At 59.5% G+C, this 26,664-nt stretch carries 19 protein-coding genes and 1 pseudogene; 2 read left to right on the forward strand and 18 right to left on the reverse strand.

Annotated elements, in window-relative coordinates:
* From ACT6QH_RS00785 to putP, 4 genes and pseudogenes are all read right to left on the reverse strand, one after another.
* Window positions 1-422 (reverse strand): annotated as a pseudogene (locus tag ACT6QH_RS00785) (helix-turn-helix domain-containing protein); the annotation flags it as partial.
* A gap of 94 nt (window positions 423-516) precedes the next feature.
* Complete coding sequence (locus tag ACT6QH_RS00790; protein WP_444972913.1) at window positions 517-855, reverse strand: histidine phosphatase family protein; 339 nt, start codon at window positions 853-855, stop codon at window positions 517-519.
* A 96-nt stretch (window positions 856-951) separates the two neighbouring features.
* Window positions 952-4,887: a bifunctional proline dehydrogenase/L-glutamate gamma-semialdehyde dehydrogenase PutA gene (gene putA, locus ACT6QH_RS00795; RefSeq protein WP_444972914.1), complete on the reverse strand. Its 3,936-nt coding sequence runs from the start codon at window positions 4,885-4,887 to the stop codon at window positions 952-954.
* Between the two features lie 174 nt (window positions 4,888-5,061).
* Complete coding sequence (putP, locus tag ACT6QH_RS00800; RefSeq protein ID WP_444972915.1) at window positions 5,062-6,549, reverse strand: sodium/proline symporter PutP; 1,488 nt, start codon at window positions 6,547-6,549, stop codon at window positions 5,062-5,064.
* Window positions 6,550-6,895: 346 nt separating this feature from the next.
* On the opposite strand from putP, the gene ACT6QH_RS00805 reads away from it, so the two are divergent.
* The gene (locus ACT6QH_RS00805) at window positions 6,896-7,366 is read left to right on the forward strand and encodes an Lrp/AsnC ligand binding domain-containing protein (RefSeq protein WP_444972916.1); all 471 of its coding nucleotides are present in this window, start codon (window positions 6,896-6,898) and stop codon (window positions 7,364-7,366) included.
* A gap of 50 nt (window positions 7,367-7,416) precedes the next feature.
* Here the strand turns inward: ACT6QH_RS00805 and ACT6QH_RS00810 are convergent, their stop codons facing one another.
* From ACT6QH_RS00810 to ACT6QH_RS00835, 6 genes are all read right to left on the reverse strand, one after another.
* Complete coding sequence (locus tag ACT6QH_RS00810; protein ID WP_444972917.1) at window positions 7,417-7,941, reverse strand: carboxymuconolactone decarboxylase family protein; 525 nt, start codon at window positions 7,939-7,941, stop codon at window positions 7,417-7,419.
* Window positions 7,942-7,998: 57 nt separating this feature from the next.
* The gene (locus ACT6QH_RS00815; RefSeq protein WP_444972918.1) at window positions 7,999-8,850 is read right to left on the reverse strand and encodes an SDR family NAD(P)-dependent oxidoreductase; all 852 of its coding nucleotides are present in this window, start codon (window positions 8,848-8,850) and stop codon (window positions 7,999-8,001) included.
* Between the two features lie 87 nt (window positions 8,851-8,937).
* The gene (locus ACT6QH_RS00820) at window positions 8,938-9,246 is read right to left on the reverse strand and encodes an AtuA-related protein (RefSeq protein WP_444972919.1); all 309 of its coding nucleotides are present in this window, start codon (window positions 9,244-9,246) and stop codon (window positions 8,938-8,940) included.
* On the reverse strand, window positions 9,247-10,581 hold the full coding sequence (locus tag ACT6QH_RS00825) for an acyclic terpene utilization AtuA family protein (protein WP_444972920.1): 1,335 nt from the start codon (window positions 10,579-10,581) through the stop codon (window positions 9,247-9,249).
* On the reverse strand, window positions 10,578-12,458 hold the full coding sequence (locus tag ACT6QH_RS00830) for a TRAP transporter permease (protein WP_444972921.1): 1,881 nt from the start codon (window positions 12,456-12,458) through the stop codon (window positions 10,578-10,580). The genes ACT6QH_RS00825 and ACT6QH_RS00830 overlap by 4 nt, the downstream gene beginning before the upstream one ends.
* Window positions 12,459-12,470: 12 nt before the next feature.
* Window positions 12,471-13,433 carry a TAXI family TRAP transporter solute-binding subunit gene (locus ACT6QH_RS00835; protein WP_444972922.1) on the reverse strand — a complete coding sequence of 321 codons (963 nt, stop codon included), beginning with the start codon at window positions 13,431-13,433 and terminating at the stop codon, window positions 12,471-12,473.
* 149 nt (window positions 13,434-13,582) lie between these two features.
* Between ACT6QH_RS00835 and ACT6QH_RS00840 the strand changes: the two genes are divergently transcribed.
* Window positions 13,583-14,524, forward strand: coding sequence for a LysR family transcriptional regulator (locus tag ACT6QH_RS00840; RefSeq protein WP_444972923.1), 942 nt, complete (start codon window positions 13,583-13,585; stop codon window positions 14,522-14,524).
* Window positions 14,525-14,602: 78 nt separating this feature from the next.
* Here the strand turns inward: ACT6QH_RS00840 and ACT6QH_RS00845 are convergent, their stop codons facing one another.
* From ACT6QH_RS00845 to ACT6QH_RS00880, 8 genes are all read right to left on the reverse strand, one after another.
* Window positions 14,603-16,780, reverse strand: a complete 2,178-nt coding sequence (locus tag ACT6QH_RS00845) for a TRAP transporter permease (protein ID WP_444972924.1) — start codon at window positions 16,778-16,780, stop codon at window positions 14,603-14,605.
* A 274-nt stretch (window positions 16,781-17,054) separates the two neighbouring features.
* Window positions 17,055-18,029: a TAXI family TRAP transporter solute-binding subunit gene (locus tag ACT6QH_RS00850; RefSeq protein ID WP_444972925.1), complete on the reverse strand. Its 975-nt coding sequence runs from the start codon at window positions 18,027-18,029 to the stop codon at window positions 17,055-17,057.
* A 194-nt stretch (window positions 18,030-18,223) separates the two neighbouring features.
* Entirely contained in the window at window positions 18,224-19,576 is a 1,353-nt protein-coding gene (locus ACT6QH_RS00855) for a sigma-54-dependent transcriptional regulator (protein WP_444972926.1), read from the reverse strand.
* Window positions 19,573-21,510, reverse strand: coding sequence for a sensor histidine kinase (locus tag ACT6QH_RS00860; RefSeq protein WP_444972927.1), 1,938 nt, complete (start codon window positions 21,508-21,510; stop codon window positions 19,573-19,575). Before ACT6QH_RS00860 ends, ACT6QH_RS00855 begins: the two co-directional genes overlap by 4 nt.
* A gap of 109 nt (window positions 21,511-21,619) precedes the next feature.
* On the reverse strand, window positions 21,620-22,999 hold the full coding sequence (gene nhaA / locus ACT6QH_RS00865) for a Na+/H+ antiporter NhaA (RefSeq protein ID WP_444972928.1): 1,380 nt from the start codon (window positions 22,997-22,999) through the stop codon (window positions 21,620-21,622).
* Window positions 23,000-23,332: 333 nt separating this feature from the next.
* The gene (locus ACT6QH_RS00870; RefSeq protein ID WP_444972929.1) at window positions 23,333-24,964 is read right to left on the reverse strand and encodes a GMC oxidoreductase; all 1,632 of its coding nucleotides are present in this window, start codon (window positions 24,962-24,964) and stop codon (window positions 23,333-23,335) included.
* Window positions 24,957-25,289 (reverse strand): hypothetical protein, encoded by a 333-nt coding sequence (locus ACT6QH_RS00875; protein WP_444972930.1) that lies wholly within the window; start codon window positions 25,287-25,289, stop codon window positions 24,957-24,959. The genes ACT6QH_RS00870 and ACT6QH_RS00875 overlap by 8 nt, the downstream gene beginning before the upstream one ends.
* Window positions 25,289-26,644: a sugar porter family MFS transporter gene (locus ACT6QH_RS00880; protein WP_444972931.1), complete on the reverse strand. Its 1,356-nt coding sequence runs from the start codon at window positions 26,642-26,644 to the stop codon at window positions 25,289-25,291. Before ACT6QH_RS00880 ends, ACT6QH_RS00875 begins: the two co-directional genes overlap by 1 nt.
* Between the last annotated feature and the right edge of the window lie 20 nt (window positions 26,645-26,664).

Raw genomic sequence — 26,664 nt, forward strand, 5'->3', positions numbered from 1 at the left:
GCATAATCCTCGCTCCAGTCGAACTGGAAGGCCTCGCCAGGCTGGAAAACCAAAGGCACGAACGTCCCGCGCCCGCTGGTCTGCTGTTCATACTGAAGCTCGCTCCGCCATCGCCGCGCAAAGGCGGCCACCCGGTTATAGGAGCCATCGTAACCCAGCTTCACCAGATCAACCTACAGCTGCTTGGCGGTTCGCTTCTACTTGCGCGATTTCTTGGATTCCACTCGCAACCAGGCCGTCAGCTTGTCCGCGAAAGGATCGAGTTTGCTGGGCCGCAACGGAACCTTGAAGCTGGGCTCAACCGCATCGGAGCGCAGATATTTGCGGATGGTATTGCGGGACAGGCCGGTTCGCCTCTTGAGCTCCCGAATGGAGATCCCCTGCCGCAAATGCCACCGGCGGATCACACTGAGTAAGTCCATGTCGATCACTCCAAGACCCTCCGACTGGCAGCCGGAAGGGAGGGAAACATGGGTCAATTCTCAGTGGTAACTTATACGCGCCCCGGGTCACTTCTCAGTGGTAATCAACACACAGTGCATATTCTGCGGGCCAGCGGGTCTTCACCTCTTCATGGGTTTTCCATTGCCATGCGCCATAATGGATATCCAGCAGATCCTCATCACTTTCATGCGGTGCTTTGCAGGCTTCGGCGATCCGGCTTGCCGTGACGCGGCAGCGCTCCAAAGGGCTATGCAAGACGATTTCAGGTTGCCATGTGCGGGCGATATATTCCGCAACCCGGTCAGCCTGCTGTTCTCCGAGAGATGTCAGGGGCAGTTCATATTGCCCACGAAAGCGGGGCGGGGTGATGCCTTCAACATGCCCGTGCCGGGTCAGGATGATGGTCGTCATCGGCGACACTCCCCCTCAATGCAATAGCGTTCACCATGACAGAGAACTGCGCGCACAGGAAGACGCTCTTCCGGTCCCTCAAGAGCTGGAGGAGTCTTACAGGGGCGGACCATCCGCCGGTCCTTCATTCAGCGTGAGAAGAGAGGCATTGCCCCCCGCTGCCGTGAGGTCGATCGTCAAGGTCCGCTCAATCATGAAGCGCATGAGATAATGCGGCCCGAAAGGTTCTGAAACCAGGGGAATGATGGGGCCTCGACGCATGGCCAGAAGGCTTGCCAGCGCTATGGTGGCAGGTTCCGTTCCAGTCCATTCCGCGCTGGCCCACGACACTCCATGAATGCGCTCATCCTCCATAGCAGCATTTGAGGATGACTGATCGAGTATGATGAGAGCGTGTTCTGGCGCTCCGGCCATATACAGGCGATCCACCAGATGCCGGGTGGTTTCGGCCAGCTCCGGGGGAGGCAGGATAAGGGCCGGGCACCCGGAGGCGACGCAGGCTCCAATCTGGGCCGCAATGGCGCTGAATGCGGCCCCTTCCTCGCTCATGCACAATATGACACCCCGGCCATGGTATTGCAGTTCATTATATTCCCCTGTCGGGCCGGGCAGCTTCAGGGGGGCAGAGAGAAACTGCCGACTTTGCGCCGCCAGGAGCCGAAGCATGGCGCAGGCAGAATGGATGTCCGCCGCCTCGTCCATATTGGCGGCGCTCTTGCGCGCCAGCAGCGCGGCCAGACTGGGAGCTTTCGTCTCAAGCGCCATTGCGGCTGTTTCCAGAATGGTTGCACGCCGAATGCCGCCAAAGCGATCCCATTTCGGCTGGACCTCATGGGCCGCAACTATGGCTTTGGCAAAATGCGTCTCTACGGTCTCCATGATTGAGGTTGGGGAAGATCCAGGCTGTGCCGCCTGAATGTCTGGGACGTTCCGCATCGTTTCATGGGTGACTACAGGTTTGGCAAAGCGCGCCACATAATTCGGTCCACCCGCCTTTGGCCCGGTGCCGGAGAGGCCTTCGCCTCCAAAGGGCTGCACGCCCACCACAGCTCCGATCATGTTGCGATTGACATAGGTGTTGCCAACTCTGGACGCAGCCTGAATTGCGCGGGCTTTCTTGTCGATCCGGGTATGGATACCCATGGTCAGCCCATATTGTGTGTTGCGTATAGCGGCGAGAACCCTGTCGAGCTCCTTCGCCTTGTATCGCACCACATGCAGCATCGGGCCGAACACTTCCCGTTCCAAAACCTCGATGCCTTCAATCTCATAGGCGCGGGGTGAGAAGAAGGTGCCGTGCGCGCATGAGGCAGGCAGAGGTGCTTGATGGATCAATCGGCCCCGCGTCGTCATATGCGAGGCATGATGCTGGAGCGTGTCTAGGGCTTCTTTATCAATCACTGGGCCGATGTCTGTTTCCAGAAGGGCCGGGTCGCCGATGACCAGTTCCTGCATGGCCCCCTTCAGCATGGTGATGATGGTTTCGGCGATCTCCTCCTGCACATACATCACGCGCAGGGCCGAGCAGCGCTGTCCGGCGGAGCCAAACGCAGAAAGCACCGCATCACGCACAACCTGTTCCGGCAAGGCGGAACTGTCGACAAGCATGACATTCTGGCCCCCTGTCTCGGCGATGAGAGGAGCGACGCCCCCAGTGCGCCGGGCCAGGCTTCTGGAAATGATGTGCGCCACCTCTACCGAGCCGGTAAAAGCCACCCCGTTTACGCGTGGATCGGCAATCAGAGTGGAGCCAACCGTTTCGCCAGAGCCGGGCAGGAGAGCCAGTACATTGCCGGGCACACCGGCCGCATGGAATATCCGCACCACGCGAGCGGCCATCAGGCTGGTTTGCTCTGCGGGCTTGGCGATCACCGCATTTCCGGCGGCCAGAGCGGCTGTGATTTGCCCGGTAAAGATTGCCAGCGGGAAGTTCCATGGGCTGATGCAGACAAAGACACCACGTCCACGCATCTCAATCCGCGCCACCTTTCCACCCGTGGCGGGCAGTTCGACAGGTGTCTGAATATCCTGTTGGGCACAACGCGCATAATAACGCAGGAAATCCACCGCCTCGCGCACTTCTGCCACGCCATCGGCAATGGTTTTGCCAGCTTCGCGGGTGCAGATGGCCATCAGTTCCGGCATCTGCTCTTCCATCGCGGTGGCGATGTGCTCGAAGATCTCTGCGCGCTCAGCTGTTGGTCTGGCTTCCCATGCGGGCTGGCTGGCTTGGGCGCGGGCGAGAGCCTCTTCAATATCATCTGGCCCGGCTTCACGGACATGGCCGACTATGTGTCGCCTATCCGCCGGGTTGCGGACAGGCTGGCTGTCGCCCAGACGCATATCGCCACCGATGATGGGGCCAGCACTCCATGGCCCACATGATGTGGCCTCCATGCGTTCCGCCACAGGCTGCAACTTGCTCATGTCGGAAAGATCAAGCCCGCGGGAATTGGTGCGGCCATCCGGGAAGAGGTTGCGGGGCAGGGGAATGTTGGGGTGTCGCTTGCTGCCATTGATGGCGCCAAGGCGCTCGGCGGGGTCCGTGATGATGAGGTCAATCGGCGTCTTGTCGTCTTCGAGGCGGTTCACGAAGCTGGAATTGGCTCCATTCTCCAGAAGCCGACGTACAAGATAGCTCAGCAATTCCGCATGGCCGCCCACGGGTGCATAGATGCGGCATGGCCTGTTGTGCTTCGCAGGGTCAACAATCTCGTCATAGAGTTCCTCGCCCATGCCATGCAGCCGCTGAAACTCGAACACCCGCCCTTTGCCGATTTCCAGCAGGGTAGCGACTGTCTGCGCATTATGTGTGGCGAACTGGGGAAAGAAGCTGTCGGTGTTTTCCAGCAGATAGCGGGCACAGGCAATATAGCTCACATCGGTCGTGACCTTGCGTGTCCATACCGGATAATCACCGAGCCCCTGTTCCTGTGAACGTTTGATCTCGGTATCCCAATACGCGCCCTTGACGAGCCGGACATTCATGCGGCGCCCCACACGGCCCACCATGCTTGCCAGCAGTTCCAGCGCCGCGCGGCTGCGCTTCTGGTAGGCCTGTACGGCCAGCCCGAAGCCGTCCCACCCTTCCAGATCCGAATGGGAGTAGACCTTCTCGATCAGTTCAAGGGAGAGCTCCAGCCGCTCGCTTTCCTCGGCATCCACACACAGGGCGATGTTCTGCTGCTTCGCCTGGCGGGCCAGCTCCAGAAGCCGCCCTGTCAGCACATTCAGCATGGTTGTGCGGTGGGCGGACTCATAACGTGGATGAAGTGCAGAGAGCTTTACAGATATGCCATTACCCTCAACCGGGCCCTTGCCCTGCGCCGCCCTGCCGATGGCTTCAATCGCCCGGCTATAGCTCTTGAAATAGGCTTGGGCATCGGCTTCCGTCCGCGCCGCTTCGCCCAGCATGTCGAAGGAATAGCGATATCCCTTCCGTTCCTTCTCCAGCCCGCGTTGCTGGGCCTCTTGAATCGTCCGGCCAAGTACGAATTGCCGGCCCATGACACGAATGGCCTTTCGCAAGGCTTCCCGAATGACCGGCTCTCCCATGCGGGCCACCATGCCGTGAAGCGGGCCGCGTGGTGCATCATCTGGCAGATCCGCCGCACCCAGAATACGCCCGGTCATCATCAGGCCTAGGGTTGAGGCATTTACGAAGATAGAGCGCGAGGAGCCCAGATGCTTTTCCCAATGGGTACCACTGAGCTTGTCGCGTATGAGCCGGTCTGCTGTTTCCGTGTCAGGCACGCGCAGCAGGGCTTCGGCCAGGCACATGAGCACAAGCCCCTCTTCTGTGGAGAGGTCATATGCATGCATGAAGGCATCTATGCTGGAACGGTGCTGGCGGTTGGCGCGTACAGCCTTCACCAGATTGCGGGCGGTGGTGTGAATGCGCGCCCGAGCTTCATCCGGCAGGCGGGCCTTATCGAGAATTTCAGCGGCCAGAACATCTTCATCCGCGCGATAGACAGCCTGCAAAAGTGCATGCCATGCCGGGACGGGAGGGTCATTCTCACGAAAGATCATGTCGTCCACCTCCGGATTTGAAGCTGCAACGAGAGACGCTAGAGCATGTTTCTTCCACGCTTTGATGGCAGGCGGCCTCATTATGAGGTGCAGTAAATCCTTGCGCCAGCCGTATGTTCTCGGGGTTCCGGGCTGAAACAGGCTCGGAACCCCGCTTTTATCTGAGAGCGGCGCCTATTGGGCGCGCTTCAGATCTTCCTTCACGCTGAGGAACTCTTCATGCACCTCAGGCGAAACCTTGGAACCAAACAGGCTGACAATAATGGCCGTAGCCCCGCACAGGATGAAGGCGGGCAAAATTTCGTAAATTTCGAAAATGCCGCCAGCAAACTCGCCCCCCGAAATGTTCCCCCAGATCACGACGGTCAGCGCACCCACGATAATGCCAAGCAGCGCGCCGTTTCGGGAGAGGCGTTCCCATGTGAGCGACAGGATGATGATGGGGCCGAAGGCTCCGCCGAATCCGGCCCAGGCATAGGAGACAAGATCCAGCACGGAACGCTCGGGATCAGACGCCATCCAGATGGCCAGAAGCGCAATCAGCAACACCGAGAGGCGACCGATCCAGATCAGCTCCAGATCACTCGCATTGCGGCGGAAAAGCTGCTTGTAGAAATCCTCGGTGATGGCGGAGGAGGCCACCAGCAACTGGCTGTCGATGGTTGACATGATTGCCGCTAGAATGGCCGCCATCAGTATGCCGGCGATCACCGGATGGAAGAGCACATTCGTCAGCACGATGAAGACCTGTTCTTCATCGCCAAGAACATTGCCCTGAGACAGATAGGCGATGCCGACAAAGCCGGTGAAGATGGAGCCGAACAGGGAAATCACCATCCAGCCCATGCCGATGAAGCGCGCCTTGGGCACATCATTGGCTGAGCGCAGGGCCATGAAGCGGGCCAGAATGTGCGGTTGCCCGAAATAGCCAAGCCCCCATGCCAGCAGCGAGACAATGCCCATGAAGGTCATGCCGCTGAAGGCGTCCAGATAGCTGGGATCAACGGCTGCCACACGGGTCACAGTCTCGTTCCAGCCACCAACCTCCATGATGGTGACGACAGGCACCGCGCACAGGGCGAGGAACATCAGAATGCCTTGGACGAAATCTGTCCATGACACGGCAAGGAAGCCGCCAAGGAAGGTGTAGGAAATGATGACAATAGCTCCGACCCACAAGGCCGATTGGTAGCTCATGTCAAAGCTGCTCTGGAACAGCTTGGCCCCCGCCACCAGGCCGGAGCTGGTGTAGAAAGTGAAAAAGAGCAGGATCACCGCTGCGGAAATCACGCGCAGCATACGCGAGCGATCCCGGAAGCGGTTTTCGAAAAAGTCTGGGATGGTCAGGCTGTCAGAGGCCTTTTCCGTGTAGATGCGCAGGCGTCCGGCGATGAACCACCAGTTCAGGAATGCGCCAAAAGTCAGGCCGATGCCAATCCAGATCTGGTTCATGCCGGCGGCGAAGACCGCGCCTGGCAGGCCCAGAAGCAGCCAGCCGCTCATATCCGAAGCTCCGGCCGATAGCGCCGCAACGCCCGGACCAAGTCGGCGACCGCCGAGAATATAGTCCGAGAGGCTGCTGGTCAGGCGGTATGCTGCAATGCCGATGGCTAGCATCGCGACCAGATAAATCACAAAGGTGATAGCCGTGGTATTGCTCATCGGGCGTCTCCCGGATGAGATTTGCCCGCATGACGCAGCCAGGACACCAGAGAAATCAGGACCAGAAGCGGCATGGGTATTGCCAGCCAGAACCATGTGGCAGCAGTCAATCCAGTCTCCATATAAACACCTCTGTTCTGCAATGGATGCGGCGGCTTCCTGTCGCTGCCTGCGTTTCCGGGAGCATTGAAAGTGCAGGCGAGCGGATGAAGCGCATGGCAGCCATGCCGGATTTGTTGGTCAGCCTAACAAAATGCTAATGAAATATGCCGCCGATATAAGGGATATTCGCGTTATTTTATTCGGCTAAAATAGTCATTTGAAGAAAAATATTCTGGGATATGCAGTGAGCAGAGAGCTGGACAAAACCGACCGGAAAATACTGAGGGAGCTTCAGGGCAGCGGCCGTTTGACGAATACGGAGCTGGCACGCCGGGTCAATCTCTCCCCCACGCCGTGTCTGGAACGGGTCCGTCGGCTGGAGCGAGAGGAGTATATCCGGGGTTATCGGGCGGAGTTGAACCCCGCTCATCTTGGCTACAATGTGATGTGTTTTGTGGAGATCTCACTGGATCGCACAACGCCGGATGTGTTCGAAACATTCCGAAACGGCATATTGAACATGCCGGAAGTCATGGAATGCCACATGGTCACGGGCGGGCTGGATTATCTTCTGAAGGTTCGTCTGCCAAACCTGTCTGATTATCGCAGCTTTCTGGAAGAAAAGCTCTCCCGCCTGCCGGGCGTGCATGCCACTCAGACTTATGTGGTGATGGAAGAAGTGAAATCAGGCAACACGATTCCGGTTGCTGAGTAGAGCGCTTTCAGTGCGGGAGGCCGGCCGGGCCGTGGCCCGGCGCGGACATTTCAGCGCGGATCGTGGCTGTGGACTTCCAGCGCTTCCAGAAAACGGGAAACCATGTTGTAGGCCCCGATTGTCGCCGTCAGTTCCACCAGAGCGCGCTCGTCAAACAATTCACGCACCTGAGCGAAAATTTCTGCGGGCACCTGAATGTTCCGTGTCATGGCCTCTGCATAGCCGAGAGCCGCACGTTGGTCCGACGTGAACAGATTGCTCTCCTGCCAGTTGGAGAGTGCATCCATCTGCTCTTGGCTGGCCCCTTCTTTCAACGCGATGGGAATATGCTGATCCGCCTCATAGGGGGCATTATTGATCTGGGCGATACGCACGATCAGCAATTCCCGCAGGCAGCCATTCAGGCCGCTTTTTTGGCGAATGGCGGTAAGGAAGGCGAGCCATCCTTCCGCCACTGGCGGGCTGTGAATCAACATCTGATACAGATGAAGCAGGTTGCCGCGTTCCGCGACAATGCGCTCCACCAGCGCGCGGGATTCCGGCGCATCAGGATCGCCATAGGGTATGCGGGCCATATATGTCTCCTCGGGGCATGTTTTCGCGGGACTGTGGGGCAGACAGGGCGAAAAAAATCAACGGGTGGCGCTTGTCAGCCCGCCATCCACCAGCAATTCGGTGCCGGTGACGTAGCGGCTTTCATCAGCAGCCAGAAAAAGGGCGGCGTGGGCGACATCCCAGGCATTGCCCATGCGGCCCATGGGCACCTGTTGGTTGCGGGTGGCGACAAATGCCTCATATTGTCCGCCGGCATATTTGTCCGCCAGGCGGGCAACCAGCGGCGTATGCATCAGGCCCGGCACCACGCAGTTCAGCCGGATACCTTTTGAGGCATAGAGAACGGCTGTGGTGCGGGTCATCTGCATCAGCCCGGCCTTGCTTGCGGCATATGCCACCTGAGGCTTGCCGATATAGCGCAGGCCCGCGACGGACGAGACATTGATGATTGAGCCGCCGCCCTGCTTCTCCATCACGGGTAGCACGGCCTTGCAGGTGAGATAGGCGCTCTTCAGGTTCACATCCATCTGAGCGTCCCAAATCTCCTCATTCATGGAGACAGGATCACCGGGCTCTGAGCGGCCAACATTGTTGACTAGCACATCAACGCGACCGTAACGCGCCAGGCAGGCTTCAACCAGAGCTGCGGTTTCATTTCCATGGGTCACATCGCAAGTGCCCACGGTCATGGTACCGTTTTCCTCGGTGACGATACGTGCCGTTTCTGAGGCAGCTTCAGCATTGAGATCCACGCCGTAGACCTGTGCGCCCTGCCGCGCGAACAAAACGGAAATGGCCTTGCCATTACCCCAGCCAGGCCCGATGGAGCCGCATCCGGTGACGAGAACCACCTTGCCATCCAACCGAAACGGGGGAGCGGATGGCGCTTCAGAGGGAGCGGAGGTGGTTTCAGCTTCAAGAATATCCATGTGTCATTCCTCATCTCACGGCTCATGCGTGAGAGGCCGCGCGGAGCGCAGGCAGTGAGCGGGGAGGGCGGCGGAGCCGCAGCCGGTTCAGGTTTCGGGCAGGTCCATATCCAGCACGGCTGCGCCAATGCATTTGCCATGTGCATCCAGCGCCAGGGACTGCGTGACCCCGCCGGCCAGGGCATCATGAAGAATGAAGTTCAATGCACCCAGCGCGGGCAGTTCAAACCGCTCGATCCGGCCAATGGAAAGGCCGGGGAAGCAGGCTCGCACCCGTTCTGTGGTCACTTCTTGTGCAAGGCGCGGATAGTCTTCCGGCTTGTAGGCAATCACCGAGATGTTGGAGGTGTTGCCCTTGTCGCCGGTTCGGCTGTGGGCAAGTTCCCGCAAGCGCATCTAGGCCTCCATCATGTGAATACGGGGCGTCGCGAGATGCTCCGGGATGAGGGTGGACAGCACACCGATGACCCGGCGGGTTGAGCGCCACGCGCCGCCACCACCGGCAGGGCCGTTCAGATAGAGAGCCTCAACTTCTCTGCCGATACGCTCGGCATCTGAACGTTCATCCGTTCGTGCAGCAAAGCGCATGCGAACTTCGCGTGGTTCCGGCAGGTGTGGTTCGGAGCCAAGAATGGCGTTTACGCCAATCAGCTCGCCCCGCGTTTCCCGGCACGGTACATCGAGAAGACGCAGGCGTTCGGCCACAATATCCGCCGCAAGTTGTCCGCGGGCCGTGGCGCCGGGGCCGGCATAGGAAATCTGGCCTTCGCCGATCCAGCCATCCTGCACCCCCAGTGATACCTTCAGAAGGCCGCTGCGGGTGTGGCCATTGCCACCTGTTATGCGGATGCGGTCTGGGCCATCCTCAGCCATGGTTACATTCGAGAAATCCGCCACGACATCCGGCTGAAGGTAGCGGGCCGGATCATGCACTTCATAGAGAAGCTGCTCCGTACAGGTTGCCCGCGTCACAGCGCCTCCCGTGCCCGGCAGCTTGGTGATGACGAGGTTGCCCTCTTCATCCAGTTCGCCAATGGGCATGCCCAGACGCGCCAGATCCGGCGGGTTCTTGTAGCCGGGGTCTGCGAAATAGCCGCCAGTCACCTGTCCACCACATTCCAGAAGGTGCCCGGCGACTGTGCCGCGCCCGAGTCTGGCCCAGTCATCCATCTGCCAGCCAAAGGCATGGATGGCCGGCCCCAGAAACAGGGCCGGGTCTGAGGCGCGGCCGAGAATGACCACATCAGCCCCTTGTGCGAGCGCCTCGGCAATGGGCCCTGCGCCCATATAGGCATTTGCGGAAACCAGTTTCTCTTGCACGCTGACCACCGGAGCGCCGGTTTCCTCAATGGTGAAATCACCCTTGCACACGGCTTCCAGAACATCATCGCCGGTGATGGCGGCAATGCGCAGGCCACCCAGCCCGCACTTTTTTGCGATGCGGGCGGTGGCTTCGGCGGCAGCCAGTGGATTGGCTGCCCCCATATTGGTGACGATCTTTACCCCGTTTTTGTGGCAGGCGGGCAAGACGGCCTGCATACGGGCTTCCAGAAGCGGCTCATAGCCGTGATCGGGATTATTGAGGCGGGAGAGCTGAGCCAGCGCAATGGTGCGCTCCCCCAGGCACTCGAACACCAGATAATCGAGATCCCCTCTTTCAGCCAGATCAACGGCAGGGTCGATCCTGTCCCCGGAATAGCCTGCGCCTGTGCCAATGCGGATTCTTCTCATGGCTGGCGCTCCATTGCGATGCGCGTTTCTGCCTGTGGTTCCGGCCGTTTGCGCATGAAGGCCCATGTCAGAATGGCAATGGCGATCAACGGCGTAACGGTATAGGGCAGGACGGCCAGCACGATGACGGCGAGATAAATCGCAATATCCACCAGACGGTTGCCGAACAGGGGCAGACCACTAAGCAGGGCCGGAATGGCCAGCACCAGAGCACCGCCGGTCAGCACGGCATCCAGCACAGCCATTGTGCCACCGCTTCCGGTCATGCCCGGATAGACGAGGAACAGGAAGGGCACCAGATAGACCACCGCAGCCAGACGCACGGCTTCAATGGCAGCCGGCAACCAGTTGGTCTGGGCAATCCCTGCCCCGACGAAGACAGCCACACAGACAGGCGGTGTCACCACAGAAAGGGTCGCGAAGTAGAAGACGAACATCTGTGCGGAGAGGGGCTCCACGCCAACGGTCGTCATGGCTGGGGCCAGCACGGCGGCAACCAGCACATAGGCGGCTGTCGTGGGCAGGCCCATGCCCATGATAAGGCACACCAGAGCGACAATGATGGCGACGATCCCCATATTGTCACCGGCCAGCTGCACGATGAGCGAGGAAACCACCACGCCAACGCCCGTCAGATTGATCATGGACACGAGGATCTGGGCACCAGCCAGCAGCACACCAATGATGACAAGGCCACGGCCGGCATCTGCAAGGCCATCGACGATATGCTTCACCATTTCGCGGGGCGAGGTTTGGCCGATATTGGTGGCGACATAGGCCACCAGCAGGCCGAGAACACCCCAGAAAGCGGATGTGGTGACGGACCGGCCAGTGAGAATAGCCACCAGCAGTCCACCCAGCGCCGCCACCACAGGCAGGGCCCGACGAGGCGCGAAGATGGAACTCCATGCCGGCAGTTCTTCATCTGGAGCCGCCCGCAGCCCCCGCCGCAGCGAGACGATATGCACGGTGATGAACACCGAAAGATAGAAGAGCAGCGCAGGAATGATCGCCGCCGCCATGACGGTGAAATAGGACACGCCCAGAATTTCCGCCATGACGAAGGCGGCGGCACCCATGATGGGCGGGGCAATCTGCCCGCCGGTGGAGGCCACAGCTTCCACCGCCGCCGCGAAGGGGGCCGGATAGCCAAGGCGGCGCATCATCGGAATGGTAAAATTGCCGGTGGTGGCGACATTAGCCACGGCGCTGCCGGAAATCATGCCGAACAGGCCGGAGGCAATGGTGGCCACCTTGGCCGCGCCACCGGGGCTGCGCCCACCAAGACGCATCGCCAGATCCATGAAAGCCTGCCCGCCGCCGGTATGGAGCAGCAGGGCCCCAAAAAGCACGAAAGCGGCAATCACGGTGGCGGCCACGCCTGTCAGCATGCCCCATACGCCCAGATCTCCAAGGAAAAGGGTCTCAGTCACGAAAGCGGTGTCAAAACCGCGATGGTTGAAGGGAGAGGGCAGCAGGTGGCCGAGCAGGGCATAGGCCAGGCCCGCAGCCACGACTGCCGGAAAAATGATGCCCACTGCCCGGCGGCTGAGTTCGAGAACGGATAGGGTGAGCCCGACAGTCAGCGCCATATCCAGAGAGGTTGCCCAGGGCAACTCCGTCATGATGCGATCATAGTTGACAATCACATAGGTGCTGGCAGCCAGGGTGCAGGCGGCCATGGCAAGGTCAATCGCCAGTCCCGCAGGGCGCCAGCGTGTGCCGGCGCCAAGGGGGTAGAGTGTCAGGCCGAGACAGACGACCAGAGACAGAAATATTGCGCGTTGAATGAGGCTCTCAAAGGGGCCCGCGCCCGCGGTCCAGAATACGAACACGCCAACGAGGACCGCGAGCGCGGCTGATAGTTGTTTGAACATTGGCGGTTTCCATCACTTCGAGGGCTGAAGCTTTTCGGGAAGCTCGATGCCATGTTCCTTGAACCAGCGCGCCGCACCCGGATGCAGCGGAATGGTGCCATAGGTGGTAGTCAGCTCGGCCAGGTTTTCACCCTTCATGGAGGCCAGCGCCGCAGCCTGGATGGTCTTGTCGGCCATCACCGCATCCACGATGCGATAGGCGGTTTCCTCATCCAGATTGGGGCTTGCGCCCACGGCGAGGCCAAAGCTCCAGGTGGAGTAGGCCGGAATATCCTGATCGGGATTGGCCGGCACCTTCACCACGGAAATGTCAGGCATTTCCTTTTCCAGCTTGGCAGCCTGCTCATCTGTGAGGGAGATCACATTGATGGGGGTCATGGTGGCGATATCAAGCGAGGAACTGTCCAGCTTCTTGCCCGCGCCGGATTTGACATAGCCGTTGACGCGGTTGTCCTTGACCATGTTCACCACATCGGTGGTGGAGCCGCGAATATAATCCGGCTTGATGCCGAGAGTCTTGAGAACGGATTCCGCCGTGGCTTCGGTGGCGGAGCCCTTCAGGCCGGGGTTGAAGCGCTGGCCATTCAACTTCTCCAGCGTGTCGATTCCGCTGTCCTTGCGCACCACCACATTCTGGGGGGCGGGCGAGTAGACCCAGAGAAGCTTCAGATCCGTCGGGCGGCCCTTGAACTCCTGCGTGCCGCTAATGGCGTGTTGGGCCACATTGGTGGTGACAAGGCCGAAATCAATCTGGTTCCGGTCCATGCGGCGGATATTGTCCAGCGTGGCGCCGGTTTCCACCACAGAGGCTTCAACACCCTTGAGTTGATCGTTGATGATTTTTGCAAGTGCAACGAAGTAGCCATACTGGCTGGACGAGGCCGATGTGGAGCCAATCAGCAGCTTTTCACTGGCCTGAGCCGAGGGAATGGCGAGCAACAGTGCGCCAGCCGCGAGCAGTGCGCGGAGCTTCATTTCATATTCCTCCCACAGGAAGCACAATGGCTTCCGATCACATTGGTGATCTTTATTTCATTTTAGCCAGCCTGTTTTTCTACAGGCTCACAAAAACTGTTGCATATAGGGGCTGGTGTTTGAATTGAAAAGAAGTCAATTTTCAGTGCATGAAACGCATCAATCCAGATCTCAATGACCTTCGGGTTTTCGTCACCCTGGCTGAAGCGGGCGGGTTTCGCGCTGCTGGCGAAATTATCGGGCTCAGCAGTCCGGCTTTGAGCCGCCAGATCGCGCAACTTGAAGGGCGACTGAACACGCGCCTGTTCGACAGGGATACGCGGAATGTAGAACTTACCCCCTCCGGCCGGGAGTTGTTGGGGCTGGCGCGCCGGGTGCTGAATGAAGCTGAGAAGGCGCGCGGTGAGTTTGAAACATTTCTGGCGGCCCGGCGCGGCAGCATTTCCATGGCCTGTCTGCCATCGGTCACGGCGGGGCTCATGCCGCCCATATTGTCCCGCTTCGTGAAGGACCGGCCGGATATTGACGTGCGCTTTCTGGATGCCGTGTGGGATGGGGGAGCCAGCGCCGTTCTGGACGGTCGTGCGGATCTGGGCCTGACAACGAATACGGCGGACAGCTCGGGACGGCTGACCTTCCGCAACCTGATTGATGATCCGATCTACGCCGTGGCGGCTCCAGGTGGGCCACTGGATGAGCCCCGCAGCTTTCTGTGGGAGGAGATCCTCGCGATGCCCTTCGTCACCATGGCGCCGGGCACAACAGTGCGAGACCATATTGAGGCATCAGTCACACAGATTGGAGCGGTTTTCCGTCCTCGGTTCGAGGTTTCTCATCTGGCTTCTGTCGGTGCCCTTGTCCGGCAGGGGCTGGGGGTTACCGCGCTGCCGCGGCTGACGCTGCCAGTGATTGGCGGTTCATCGCTGATCGTCCGCCCGCTGAAGGCTCCAGCCATGGTGCGCCATATCGGTTTGCTGCATTTAACAGGGCGGAGCTTGTCTCCGGCGGCGCAGGCGCTGACGGATGTGATTGTGGATTATTGTCGCAGCTATACACAGGATGATCTGCTGAATGCACTCGATCCCGCATAGAGCGCCTCAAATGTAGAAATGAATGTGGCGCGGAGGAAGCCCCCGCGCCACATATGTTTTCAGGTTGATATGTCCGGGTCAGTCGGCTTCGCCGTGCACCAGTGTCGAAGGTGTCACGATCTTGCGTTGCCAGAGATAAAGGCCAATGGCGATGGCGAGGCCAATGCCGTTGGAGAACCAGCCGGAATCGATCATCGCAATGGCGGCGATCAGCAGGGCGATACGTCCGATGGAGCCGAGCTTGCCGAAATAGTAGCCGATCACTGCCGCAGACAGCAGGAACATGCCGAACAGCGCCGTGACGAACACATGGGCAATGTTCACCCATTCACCCTGCATCAGCAATTCATGCGAGGTGAAGAACATGAAGGGCACGATGAAGGCGGCAAGACCCAGCTTGAACGATTCAACAGATGTCTTCATCGGGTCGGAGCCTGCCAGCCCTGCGCCGGCATAGGCTGCCAAGGCCACCGGAGGCGTGATGGCGGACATCACCGCATAATAGAAGACAAAGAAGTGGGCGACCAGCAGCGGCACACCCAGTTGCACCAGCCCGGGCGCCACCACGGCCGCAGCCACTGCATAGGCTGCCGTCGTGGGCATTCCCATACCCAGAATGATGGAAATGCACATGGCGAAGAACATCGCCAGAATCTGGCTCTGCCCGGCAATGGAAAGCAGCAGGGTGGAGAAGCGCGCACCTACGCCCGTAAGCGCGATAACGCCCACGATGATGCCAGCCGCAGCACACACCGCCACCATCTGAATGGTCATGCGTGCGCCGAGATCAAAAGCGTGGAAAATCTGCTTCGGCCCCATGCGGAAGGGCGTCAGCCAGCTCACCACGGCGGCTGCCGCCATGCCCAGCGTACCGGCGCGGATCACGGAATAGCCCGCAAACAGCGTGTAGATCAGAATGATGATGGGTGTGAACAGATAGATCTGTCGCACCAGAAGAGAGAATTTGGGCAGCTCATCACGGGTCATGCCCTTCATGTTCATTTTCAGGGCCTGTAGATCGACCATGAAATAAACCGAGATGAAGTACAGTACCGCAGGAATAATGGCGGCAATGACGATGTCCGTATAGGGAATGCCCGTCACTTCTGCCATGATGAACGCACCGGCACCCATGATGGGCGGCAGAATCTGCCCGCCGGAAGAGGCCGTGGCCTCAATGGCTGCGGATGTTTTGGGCGTATAGCCCACCTTTTTCATCAGCGGAATGGTGAGCGAGCCGGTGGACACCACATTGCCCGCCGAGGTGCCATTGATCATGCCCATGAGGCCGGAAGCGAACACCGCCACCTTGGCCGGGCCGCCGCGCGTCTGGCCGGCACAGGCAAAGGCGAAGTTCACAAAATAATCGCCTACCTTTGAAACCTGAAGGAAGGCTGCGAAGATGATGAACAGGATGATGTAGGTGGAAGAGACCGCAATCGGGTCTCCCAGAATACCCTGATCGGTAAAGATATAGGTGAAGAACCGCTTCGCATCATAGCCGCGATGGTTCAGAAAGCCCGGCAGCCAGGGGCCGAGGAAGGAATAGCCGATGAAGATGCTGACAATCACCACCAGAGCCAACCCGGTAAGCCGGCGCGTCAGCTCCAGAATGAGGATGACTCCCACCAGGGCTGCGTAGAAATCCGCCGGCTGCGCCATGGATGTGCCGGCCCGCAGGCGCAGGCTGCCAACCACGAACAGGATGTAGCCCAGCATGGCAATGGAGGCGAGGCCGAGAAGCCAGTCACCCTCATAAATGCGTCCGCGATTTTTGGGGGACCAGATCCAGCCAGCCAGCAAAGCCAGAAGCGTGCCTATCAGCAGGGGCATGCCATAAGTCTGGAAAACAAAGCGGCTGGGCATCGCCGCCCCCATGAACCACCAGCCGAACCACGCATAGGCGATCATGGCAAAGCCATAACCCACACCAGCCGCAGCGCCGATCAGCACGATCAGTTCAAGAGGGCCGCGCCGTGTCACAGGGCTGCCGCCCTCGCTCTGCGATAGGGCCGAATAGGTAAGGAAGCCGATAATCAGACCGCCGGAAAGATGCAGCATCCGGTAGGTCCACGTCTCCAGCGGGTAGACGTTCATCACAAAGATATGGAACGCCGCATAGAGCGCGCACAGAATGGCCAGCAGCAGGCCCATCCGGGCTTTCGGGTCGCGCTGGTTGGAGGCCAGAGGCTCTTCATCAACGCCTTGGGCGATGACGACATTGTCCTCAACCCCCGCCGGGGTGGGGTGGGTCATGTTGTTCTCCATCACGTCGGGCCATACCGAATGCCGGCAGCCGCGCTGGAAAGATGAGAATGCAGGCACACAAGCCGGGCCGCTGCATCAGGAGGCGGCCTTGTCGGAAATCCACAGCGCCAGCTCGGAAGACTCGAACCTCCAGAGCGGAGCTGCTGCGGGTGAACATTCAGCGGGGACAGGATCATCAGATCTGGCCGCTTAGGAGAGGACGGCCTTGTCGGGCCGTCCATCTTGTTTGCAGGGGCAACGCCCGAATACTCAGCTGGCAGACTCAGCCGCGCAGTTCATCCGGGATCTTGACGCCGATTTCATCAAAATATTTCACGGCACCCGGATGGTAGGGCAGGAACTTGTTCTTGTCGGCATTGGCCGGAATGGATTCCGCAGCCGTGGCGTGGATGCGCTTCATATCCGGGTTATTTTCCATCACCAGCTTGGTGATCTCATAGGCGAGGCTCTCGGGCATCTCGTCCGTGGTGACAGCGAAGTTCCACATCGCCACCGTGTTGTGGCTATTCGGCGTGTTCTTGTAGAGGCCGCCAGGCACTTCAAAGGCTGCCACTTCCGGCATGGCTTCGAGGATCTTCTTCAGCTGCTCGTCAGTGAAGCCGAAAATATTGACATCGCTTTCGGCAGCAATCTGCGCAAAGGCTGAAATCGGGACGCCAGCGGCAAAGGCGAAGGCATCCAGAAGGCCATCCTTCACCTGCCCGGTTGCATCATTGGCACCGGAATAGCTGATCTTCGGCTTGACATTGAGCACTTCGAAGAAGCGCGGCCAATAGGTGGCGGCGGTGCCGCCAGCTGGGCCGACGGAGACGCGCTTGCCGTTCATCTTGCTCACATTATCAATGCCGGAAGACTGGAGCGCCATGGCTTCAAACGGCGTTTGATACATGGGGAAAAGCGCGCGCAGCTTCTTGTGCTCCACGCCGGGGGCAAGCTCACTCTTGCCGGTCCAGGCTTCATAGGCCGGGCCCATCGTCACAAGACCGATCTGATGATCGCCGCTTTCCACCAGCGTGGCGTTCTGCACCGGGCCACCGGTCACTTCCGCAGAGGCATTGACGCCGAGATTCTTGCTGATGAGGCCAGCAAGACCCGTGCCGTAAATGAAGTAAGTGCCGCCCTGGCTGGCGGTGCCAATGGTGAGGCTTGAAGGCCAGTTGGTCTTGTCCTGCGCAGGGGCAGCGGACATCGACAGAACAAGGCCGGCTGCCGCGGCAGCCAGAGTGAGAAAGCGCATGGGTTTCCTCCCGCAGTTCCCGTCTTCGGCCAGAGGTTGCCCCTCCGGCCCAGACATCTCAGGAAGAAAAACTGTCACAGCACTGCCTCGCAATGGTCACATTGCCTAACAAATGCATAAAATGCGGAGGCGGGCTTCCTGATGGGTGGATTGGGTAACGTCACCCCTCATAAGTGGGTGGAAATCCCCCCATCTCACTCATCTGCATCTTCGTGGGCCATGCCGAGCTGGCTCTTGTCGATGCCATATTTCTGCATCTTCTCATACAGAGTCTTACGCGAAAGGCCGAGGGTTTCATAAACCGGCTTCAGCTTGCCGCCATGGGCGGAAAGGGTGGCGATGATGGTTTCCCGCTCAAAAGCGGCGACTCTGTCTGCCAGTCGCTGCGGTGCTTCGCGGCTTTCCGCCGGTTGAAGGGGAATGCCCAGTGCGTGCCTGTCCGCAGCATTGCGCAGCTCCCTCACATTGCCCGGCCAGGGGCGGTTCGCGATTTCCTCAAGTAATTGCGGGGGCACCGCGACAGGCTCCCTGCGGTGACGCGCTGCGGCTTCCTGCACCAGCTTGGTGAAGAGCAGCTGCACATCTTCCCGGCGGGCGGAAAGCGGCGGCACATGCAGGGTTGCGACATTCAGACGGTAAAGCAGATCAGCCCTGAAAAGTCCTTTTTCCACCTCCGCTTCCAGAGGCTGGCGAGAGGTCGCCAGAAAGCGGACATCCAAAGCGCAGGCTTCATTTGAGCCGAGGCGGGTGATGATCCTATCTTGTACGACACGCAAAAACTTGCCTTGCAGATCAATCGGCATGGAGCCGATTTCATCCAGCAGAATGGTGCCGCCCTGTGCATATTCAAATTTGCCATAACGCGGGCGCATCGCTCCGGGAAAAGCCCCGGCTTCATGGCCGAACAGTTCGCTTTCAATAAGATTGGCGGGCAGTGCGGCGCAGTTGATTGCAATGAAAGGCTTGCGGGCGCGGGGAGAAAGGTCGTGCAGGGCACGCGCAACAACCTCCTTGCCGACCCCCGTTTCTCCGATGATGAGCACATCCGCGTCTGTCGGCCCGATGGTGCGGATGCGGCGTCGCAGATCCACCATGGTGTTGGAGCGCCCGACCAGGCGTGTTTCCAGATCATCAGCCTGCCCGGCGGCCGCGCGGAGTACGCGATTTTCAAGCACAACCCGGCGATATTCCAGGGCCCGTGCGACAATCTCGGCCAGTTGCGAACCCGAAAAGGGCTTTTCTACGAAGTCATAGGCCCCTTCGCGCATGGCGCTGACAGCAAGCTGAATATCTCCGTGGCCGGTGACGAGAATGACCGGAATTTCCGGGTCAATATCATGGATGCGGTTCATCAGCGTGAGCCCGTCCATTTCCGGCATGCGGATATCGGTGACGACAACACCGCGAAAGCCGAAATTTACCAGATCCAGCGCCGGTTCCGCCGAGGGCAGGGGCTCAACCTCCAGCCCGGCCAGATCCAGCGCCTGGGTCGTGGAAAGACGCATTTCCGCATCATCATCCACCAGCAAAATCCGCTCGCTCTTCATGGCGCATCTTCCTTGTGCGGGAGGTCTTGTTCCGGTTCAGGGCGGGTTTCCTGGGTGGCCTGCGTCAGCTCCATTTCAAACATGGCGCCGCCCCCCGGTGTTTCCGTCACTCGCAGTTCACCACCAAAATCCTTGATAATGTTGTAGGAAATGGAAAGCCCAAGCCCCAGGCCCCGGCCGACCCCCTTGGAGGTGAAGAAGGGGTCGAAAATGCGCTCGCGCATTCCGGGGGGCACACCGGGCCCGTTATCAGCCACGCGCAGAATGACTTTCCCATCCCGCGTTTCAGCACTGATACGAACACGGCCCGCCACATGGGCGCCCAGCACATCTATGGCATTTGAAACCAGATTGACCAGAACCTGCTGTAATCGAACCGCATCGGCCTTCACATGCAGGGGGACAGGGCCCAACTCATCCTCAATTTGCACCTGTGTGCCCCTGAGCCGCCAGGCAATCACTTCCAGCGCTTCGGCCCAGACCGTTTGCACGGTCACGGTGCAGAGCTTCTGATCCGCCTTGCGGGCGAAGTTGCGTAGTGTGCGGCTGATATCCTTCATTCTGTCTGCAAGGTTCAGAATGCGGCTGATATTGTCTCGTGCTTCCGGGAAGCGGCCCCGGTCAATATAGGCCAGCGCATTATCCGCGAAGTTACGCAATGCCCCCAGCGGCTGGTTGAACTCATGAGAGAGTGCAGCAGACATCTGCCCCAGAGCCATGAGCTTGCCCGATTGGACGAGGCGGCTCTGGGTGCGACGCAACTCCATCTCCGTGGCGCGACGTTCAGCCACTTCGGCTTGCAGACGTGTATTAAGGCCGGCCAGTTCCTGGGTGCGTTCGTCGACGCGCTTTTCAAGCTGCATTTGTGCTTCGCGCTGCATCTCCATGCGTTCATGCAGCCGGGCGCGACGCTGAAGGACAATGGCCAGCCCAAGTGTCGTCAGGGCGACAGCCAGTAGGGCGGCTAGCGTACCCGTGCGGGCCAGAGTGTGGGCCGAGGCTGTATCCATCAGCATGCTCACGGTCCACCCGGCAGAGGGCATGGCTTCAGATACCATCATGAATTCCCGCGAGCCTTGCGGAAGCTTCAGCCGTAACAGTGGGCTGCTCTCAAAAATGCCGTCCTGGGTCAGCGGCAGAGCGGGCAGGGGGTTCATGTCATAGCGCCGGGTTGCGCTGACGCGCGCGCGCATTTCATCTGTAAGTGGGGCGAGGGTCTTGAATTGCCATGCCTGACGGCTGGCCATGAAGATGATGCCTTCCGGGTCTGTGACGATAATTTCATATTCCGCCGTGCGCCAGGAATCCTCCAGCGCATCAATGTCCATCTTCAGCACCAGAACCCCAAGCGTACGTCCCTGGCGTAAGATGGGTGCGCCGAAATAGAAGCCCCGCTTGCGTGACGTGGTGCCCAAGGCGAAGAAACGCCCTTCTCCGCCAGCCAGCGCATCTGTGAAATAGGGGCGATAGGTAAAGTTATGGCCGATGAACGAGGTGCTCAGATCATAATTGCTGGCGGCCACCGTGTGTCCATCAGGCCGGATGACATACAGATCCGATGAGCCGAGCAGGGCGTTGACCTCTTGCAGATAATGGTTCGCGGTAGAAAGTACCTGCTCTGAAGCGCCGGGGCGCACTGCATCAGCCAGAATATCCTGTTGAGCCAGAAACCGGGGCAAACGCTCGAACTGGGCCAGCTCGCCTCGCAGGCCAGAGACGGCAAGGCGCAGCGTGTTTTCACCCCGCACGGCGGTTTCTTCCAGTGCGGCGCGGGTCAGGTGATCGCGCCCCAGCGTAAGGACCAAAGTGGTGCATATCAGAAAGACAAACGCCAGAAGCCCCCAGCGCGAGCGCAAGGCGTGAAGGGCATGGGAGAGGCGCGAATGGTGCATCTGGATATGTGGCACAGGCTGGAACGAGGGAGGGGGCATCATGCCTCGCCTTTCGTCAGCCTTCCAGACATGAGCCTGCCACAGAGAGAGTTTGTTTGCCGGGCCGAGAAAAAAGCGGGCCGGTTATGCACCGGCCCGCTTTCAATTCATGTCAGTGGCGGCTTTCAGCGCCCAGTTGCGCTGATGCTTCACTGCGCCGGCTGCGGGCATAAATCGCGCCCCAACTCAAGCCCACCACCGCTGCGGTGACAGAACCGATGAGCACACCGAGTTTGGAAGCGCCCAAGAGGTTGGCATCCGTAAAGGCGAGCATGGCAATGAAGATGGACATGGTGAAGCCGATGCCTGCCAAAAGGCCGATCAGCACCACGCCACCCCAGCTGACGCCCGGCGGAAGACGGCAGACACCCAGCTTCACCATCAGCCAGCTCACACCCACAATGCCCAGGGGCTTGCCCAGAACCAGCGCAATGGCGACCCCGGCCATGACCCATTGCGGGCCGGCATTGGAGAGATCTATTCCATCCAGAGTGACGCCAGCATTGGCCAGAGCGAACAATGGCATGATGCCATAGGCGACCCAGGGGTGAAGCGCCATCTGCACGCGCACCACGGGCGGCAGAAGCTCACGCTGGGCGCGGCGCATCTCCTTGAGGGGACCGGCCATATGGTGGGGGTCGGGCTTTTCTTCCCGGCCCGTCAGGGCGCCGGTCACACGAGAAAGAATCTCAAGCGGGTGCTCATGCATGCGGACAGAGAAGACAGGGGTCATCAGGCCCAGAACCACACCTGCCAGTGTGGGGTGAGCTCCGGTCATGAGCAGGCCGATCCAGATGATGGCGCCGGGCACAACATATACATAGGCCGAACCGATGCCGATGCGCTGTAGCGCCAGGATCATGACGATACCAACTGCCGCAACGGCAAAGCCGCTGTAATCCAGCCCGCCGGAATAGAAAAAGGCGATGATGAGCACAGCGATGATGTCATCAATGATGGCTAGTGCGAGCAGAAACACGCGCACATTACTGGGAATGGATTTGCCCAGCAGCGCCAGAACACCCACCGCGAAGGCGATATCAGTTGCCGTGGGAACAGCCCAGCCCTGCAATTGCGGACCATTATGGTTGAAGCCCAGATAGACAAGAGCCGGCACACCCACGCCGCCCAGAGCCGCAGCGATGGGCAGGGATGCCTGCTTCAGATCGCTGAGTGCGCCCTCATGAATTTCTCGCCGAATTTCCATGCCAACGACCAGAAAGAAGACGGTCATCAGCGCATCATTGATCCAGAAATGCAGGGGGCGATCGAAAACGAAATCACCCAGACCAATGGAAAATGAAACATGCCAGAGATGGTGATAACTCTCCGCATAAGGAGAGTTGGCCCAGATGAGGGCAATGGCCGCAGCCAGAAGCAGCACGATGCCGCTGACGGCCTCAATATGCAGAAAGCGTTCAACCGTAGCGAAGGCGCGCTCGGCCAGTATCTGGGCGCGCGGCATCTTCTGCCGGTGGGCGGGTCGGTTCATGAGCAATAGCCTTTCCGCGCGGCGGCCCGACCAACGCAACATTTCCTGCCATGCAGCCCCATGCTGCTGGCACCCGAGAAATTCCTAGCAAACCGAATCTGAATTTCCAACTGTCTGTGTGGCAAAAATCCACATGAGGGGGTGGAAGTATTCAGCAGTTTGCCGGCGTTCTGGCCAAGTGCGTGTAATGCCTCAGATATACGAGAATATATTCTGTTTTAGTACTGTAAATGCCCCGACATCAGGGCGGTGACAGAAAGATGGCGGAGAGAAAATATCGGGTAAGCCCATAATGTTCGTGCAAAGGGACGTATAAGTGGAGCGGGAGCACGCTCAGTTGCTCCCTCCCTGTTCTGGGCCTGCTCTTGCAGCCAGGTGGTCGCCCAGCCGATGAGCCAGAGCCATGATGGTCAGGGTCAGGTGTTTGTCCGGCAGGTGAGGAACAACGCCGCCATCACAGATATAGAGATTGTCGATGTCATGGCTGCGTAGATTGGCGTTCACAATGCCAGCCTGCGGATTTTCCGACATTCCTGTGGTGCCGGCATAATGGATTCCGGTGCCTGAATTATCATGCGAGGTGGAAATCAGCGTGGATGAAGCCCCCTTCAGCACGCGTCGGCCCCAGGCTGTCATTGCATCCATCTGCTCATATGCCGTGGGCGGAACGGCAAAATCCACGGCCACCTGTCGTACGCCATGCCGATCTGTGCTGCTTGCCGGTCGCACCCGGTTTTCAGGTCGTGCCTCACCGGCGCAGAACAGGCCCAGCGTCACATAGCTGTGAAACAGCATGCGGGCCAAAGGCTCCTTCATGAAGGCGGGGAAGCGCGCCATGGCTGGCAGATAATGGGGAATATCGGGAATGCCGTGAATGGCGTGGCCAATGAAGGGGAAACTGCCGCCATCCTTCAGCTTTGCGCGGGCCATGAGGATGAGAAGATCTCCATAGCCAATATCATAATTGCGCCGCTTGCCCCACAGTCGCCAAAGCGAGGTGGAAAGGACGGATTTGGGGTTATCCTGCAAACCTTGGCCCAAACGGCCGGAGTGGTTCGCAAGGCCGGATGGGGCCTCTTCGTCTGCGGAGTTGAACAGAATGCGTGGCGTTTCGATCGCTCCGGTTGCCAGCACAACAATACCAGCCTTCAAGAAGCGCCGCTCCCCTGATGCGGTATCAATATATTCCACGCCAGAAAGCTGGCGACTTCCCGGCTTGCGCGCCAGCCGCACCACTTTGGCATGTGTGCGCAGCTCATAGTTCGGTAGCAGGCGGATTTCCGGCAACAGGCGGCTGGTGAATTTGTAAACCGCCCCAACAGGACAGCCAGATGTGCAGATGCCGGTTGAAATGCAGCTGCGCTCCTGTCCGGGGCGGGTATCTATGGCCTTGCGGTTGGGAATGGCGTGCGCATCGGCTTCGCCCAGAGCCTTCACGGCATTGATAACCATATGGTCTGCCGGGCGCAGAGGCTTGGGCGGCACGAAGACACCATCCGGCAATTCCGGGATATTCTCTTGCGTGCCACACACGATGATGCGCCGCTCTACGGCCTCATAGGCCGGGGCCAGATCTTCATAAACAATCGGCCAGCGCTCAAAATCACGCGGTGCAAAACGTACGCTCACCCCATTCCATAAATTTTGAAGGCCATTAACCGCCAGAACCTGAAAATGGCGAAAGCCATTTCTGGGGCGAGCGGTGGAACCTTCCTGCCCATCAGCGAACAGGGGGTGAATGAAGAGGCTATCGTGCGGATCACTCGGCCAGCGCGTATCCGGGCTAATGCCGAAATCGCGTACGGCTCCGGGTGGGGCCGTATTCTGGAAGTAGTCATCCGGCAATTGTCCACCCTGTTCCAGCGAAACAACATTGAGGCCGGCTTTGGCGAGCTTATAGGCCAGCATGCCGCCACCAGCGCCGGTGCCAACGATGCAGACATCACAGGAGGCGGCTTCAGTCATGCGCCAGCCCTTCCTTGTTCCGAGCCAAAGGCCCTTCGCCGACACGCGTCAGAAAGGCGGGGGAGGCGAAATGGATATATTCCAGAAATTCTGAGAACAGCCTGGCATCCGGCCCCAGATCCTGCCGGTTTAAGGGCGCCAGAGTGCGGCCAGCCTGCTCGCGTCTGGCCAGAAGTTGTTCCAGCGCCTGGCGAATCTGGTGGTTCATCAGGGCGATGCGGGTGATGTCCGGCTCCATTCCGACCAACTTGCGGCGATAGGGGCTGAAGGGAATGATTTGCGCAACAAGTTCTTTCAGTTGCGGATCTGTCGCGGAGGGCTTCATCAGGCCGGGCTCCCCAGTTCGCGGAAGGGCCTGCCCGATTTGAGGTGGCTCTCAATCTCCTCCAGCGGAATGCCGCTGGTTTCGGGCACTGTGCGCAGGGTGAACAGAATGCCGGCAAGGCATGCCATGGCATAAATGGTGAAGATGCCGCCCAGCCCGATATGCGCAATGAGGACCGGGAAGGAAAAGACGACCAGAAAATTGAAGCCCCAATTGGCCAGAGTGGCGGCGCTCATGCCAAGGCCGCGGACATTCTGCGGAAATATTTCAGACATCATGACCCAGGGCAAAGGGCCAAGGCTGGCTGCAAACGCGCCGATATAGATAACCAGCCCCACCAGCGCGACCATATCCAGAGATTGTGCTTCCGTGGCTGCGCCAATGGCTATCATGCCGAGGCTCAGTGCGGTGCCAGTGAAGCCGATGAGCAACAGTTTACACCGGCCGATCCGGTCAATCAGCGCCATGCCGACAAGGGTCATCAGAACATTGACGAGACCAATGCCGACGCTGGCCAAGAGGCGGCTGGAGCCGGTGTCAAATCCCGCCTCCCGAAAAATTTCAGGCGCATAATAGATGACGGCGTTGATGCCGCTGAGTTGCTGGAGAAAGAAAAGCCCGATGCCAACGATAAGGGCGGGGCGGGCAACAGGGCCGAACAGATCTGCCCATTTACCGCGCGGGGCATCACTGGTCGCGGTGCGGGTGATTTCGGCCATCTCGGTCTGAATGATGGGGCTTTGCGGAGGAGCTGCCCGCAAACGGCTGAGCACGGCCTGGGCCTGCCCCGTACGACCTTGCGCGGCAAGCCAGCGTGGTGTTTCCGGCATCAGCCACATGCTGGCGAAAAGCGCCACACCGGGCACCACGCCCAGCAGGAACATGGTGCGCCATGAATCCGAAAAGCCATAGCCCGCCAGATAGGCTCCCAAGATGCCCAGCGTGATCGCAAGCTGATAGATGGAGACCAGCATGCCGCGTTTTTTCGGCGGGGCGCTCTCGGAGATATAGAGCGGAGCCACCAGTGCAGCGATGCCAACGGCAAAGCCGAGAATGAGCCGCGCGAGGCTCAGCATCCAGATGGCAATGGTGGCAGAAGAGAGCAGGGCGCCTGCGGCAAACAGAAGGGCTGCAAACAGCAGCATGGTTCTTCTGCCATAACGCTCCACGGCAGACCCGGCAACGAGAGCCCCGAACAGCGCCCCCAGAGGCACAGCGGAGGTCATAAGCCCCTCATGCAGTGGAGAAATGGGGAATTGGGCACGCAGCAAATGAAGCGCACCCGCGATGATCCCCTCATCAAATCCGAACAGAAAGCCTGCAATGCCGGCAACTGCGGCGACTATATAGATCATGCGCTTCCCCCCGTTTTATG

The sequence above is a fragment of the Haloleucobacter albus genome, from assembly GCF_052492075.1.

Coding starts and splice junctions, on each gene's coding strand:
- ACT6QH_RS00790 (WP_444972913.1), bottom strand. CDS start 855: ATGACGACCATCATCCTGACCCGGCACGGGCATGTTGAAGGCATCACC.
- putA (WP_444972914.1), bottom strand. CDS start 4,887: ATGATCTTTCGTGAGAATGACCCTCCCGTCCCGGCATGGCATGCACTT.
- putP (WP_444972915.1), bottom strand. CDS start 6,549: ATGAGCAATACCACGGCTATCACCTTTGTGATTTATCTGGTCGCGATG.
- ACT6QH_RS00810 (WP_444972917.1), bottom strand. CDS start 7,941: ATGGCCCGCATACCCTATGGCGATCCTGATGCGCCGGAATCCCGCGCG.
- ACT6QH_RS00815 (WP_444972918.1), bottom strand. CDS start 8,850: ATGGATATTCTTGAAGCTGAAACCACCTCCGCTCCCTCTGAAGCGCCA.
- ACT6QH_RS00820 (WP_444972919.1), bottom strand. CDS start 9,246: ATGCGCTTGCGGGAACTTGCCCACAGCCGAACCGGCGACAAGGGCAAC.
- ACT6QH_RS00825 (WP_444972920.1), bottom strand. CDS start 10,581: ATGAGAAGAATCCGCATTGGCACAGGCGCAGGCTATTCCGGGGACAGG.
- ACT6QH_RS00830 (WP_444972921.1), bottom strand. CDS start 12,458: ATGTTCAAACAACTATCAGCCGCGCTCGCGGTCCTCGTTGGCGTGTTC.
- ACT6QH_RS00835 (WP_444972922.1), bottom strand. CDS start 13,433: ATGAAGCTCCGCGCACTGCTCGCGGCTGGCGCACTGTTGCTCGCCATT.
- ACT6QH_RS00840 (WP_444972923.1), top strand. CDS start 13,583: ATGAAACGCATCAATCCAGATCTCAATGACCTTCGGGTTTTCGTCACC.
- ACT6QH_RS00845 (WP_444972924.1), bottom strand. CDS start 16,780: ATGACCCACCCCACCCCGGCGGGGGTTGAGGACAATGTCGTCATCGCC.
- ACT6QH_RS00850 (WP_444972925.1), bottom strand. CDS start 18,029: ATGCGCTTTCTCACTCTGGCTGCCGCGGCAGCCGGCCTTGTTCTGTCG.
- ACT6QH_RS00855 (WP_444972926.1), bottom strand. CDS start 19,576: ATGAAGAGCGAGCGGATTTTGCTGGTGGATGATGATGCGGAAATGCGT.
- ACT6QH_RS00860 (WP_444972927.1), bottom strand. CDS start 21,510: ATGATGCCCCCTCCCTCGTTCCAGCCTGTGCCACATATCCAGATGCAC.
- nhaA (WP_444972928.1), bottom strand. CDS start 22,999: ATGAACCGACCCGCCCACCGGCAGAAGATGCCGCGCGCCCAGATACTG.
- ACT6QH_RS00870 (WP_444972929.1), bottom strand. CDS start 24,964: ATGACTGAAGCCGCCTCCTGTGATGTCTGCATCGTTGGCACCGGCGCT.
- ACT6QH_RS00875 (WP_444972930.1), bottom strand. CDS start 25,289: ATGAAGCCCTCCGCGACAGATCCGCAACTGAAAGAACTTGTTGCGCAA.
- ACT6QH_RS00880 (WP_444972931.1), bottom strand. CDS start 26,644: ATGATCTATATAGTCGCCGCAGTTGCCGGCATTGCAGGCTTTCTGTTC.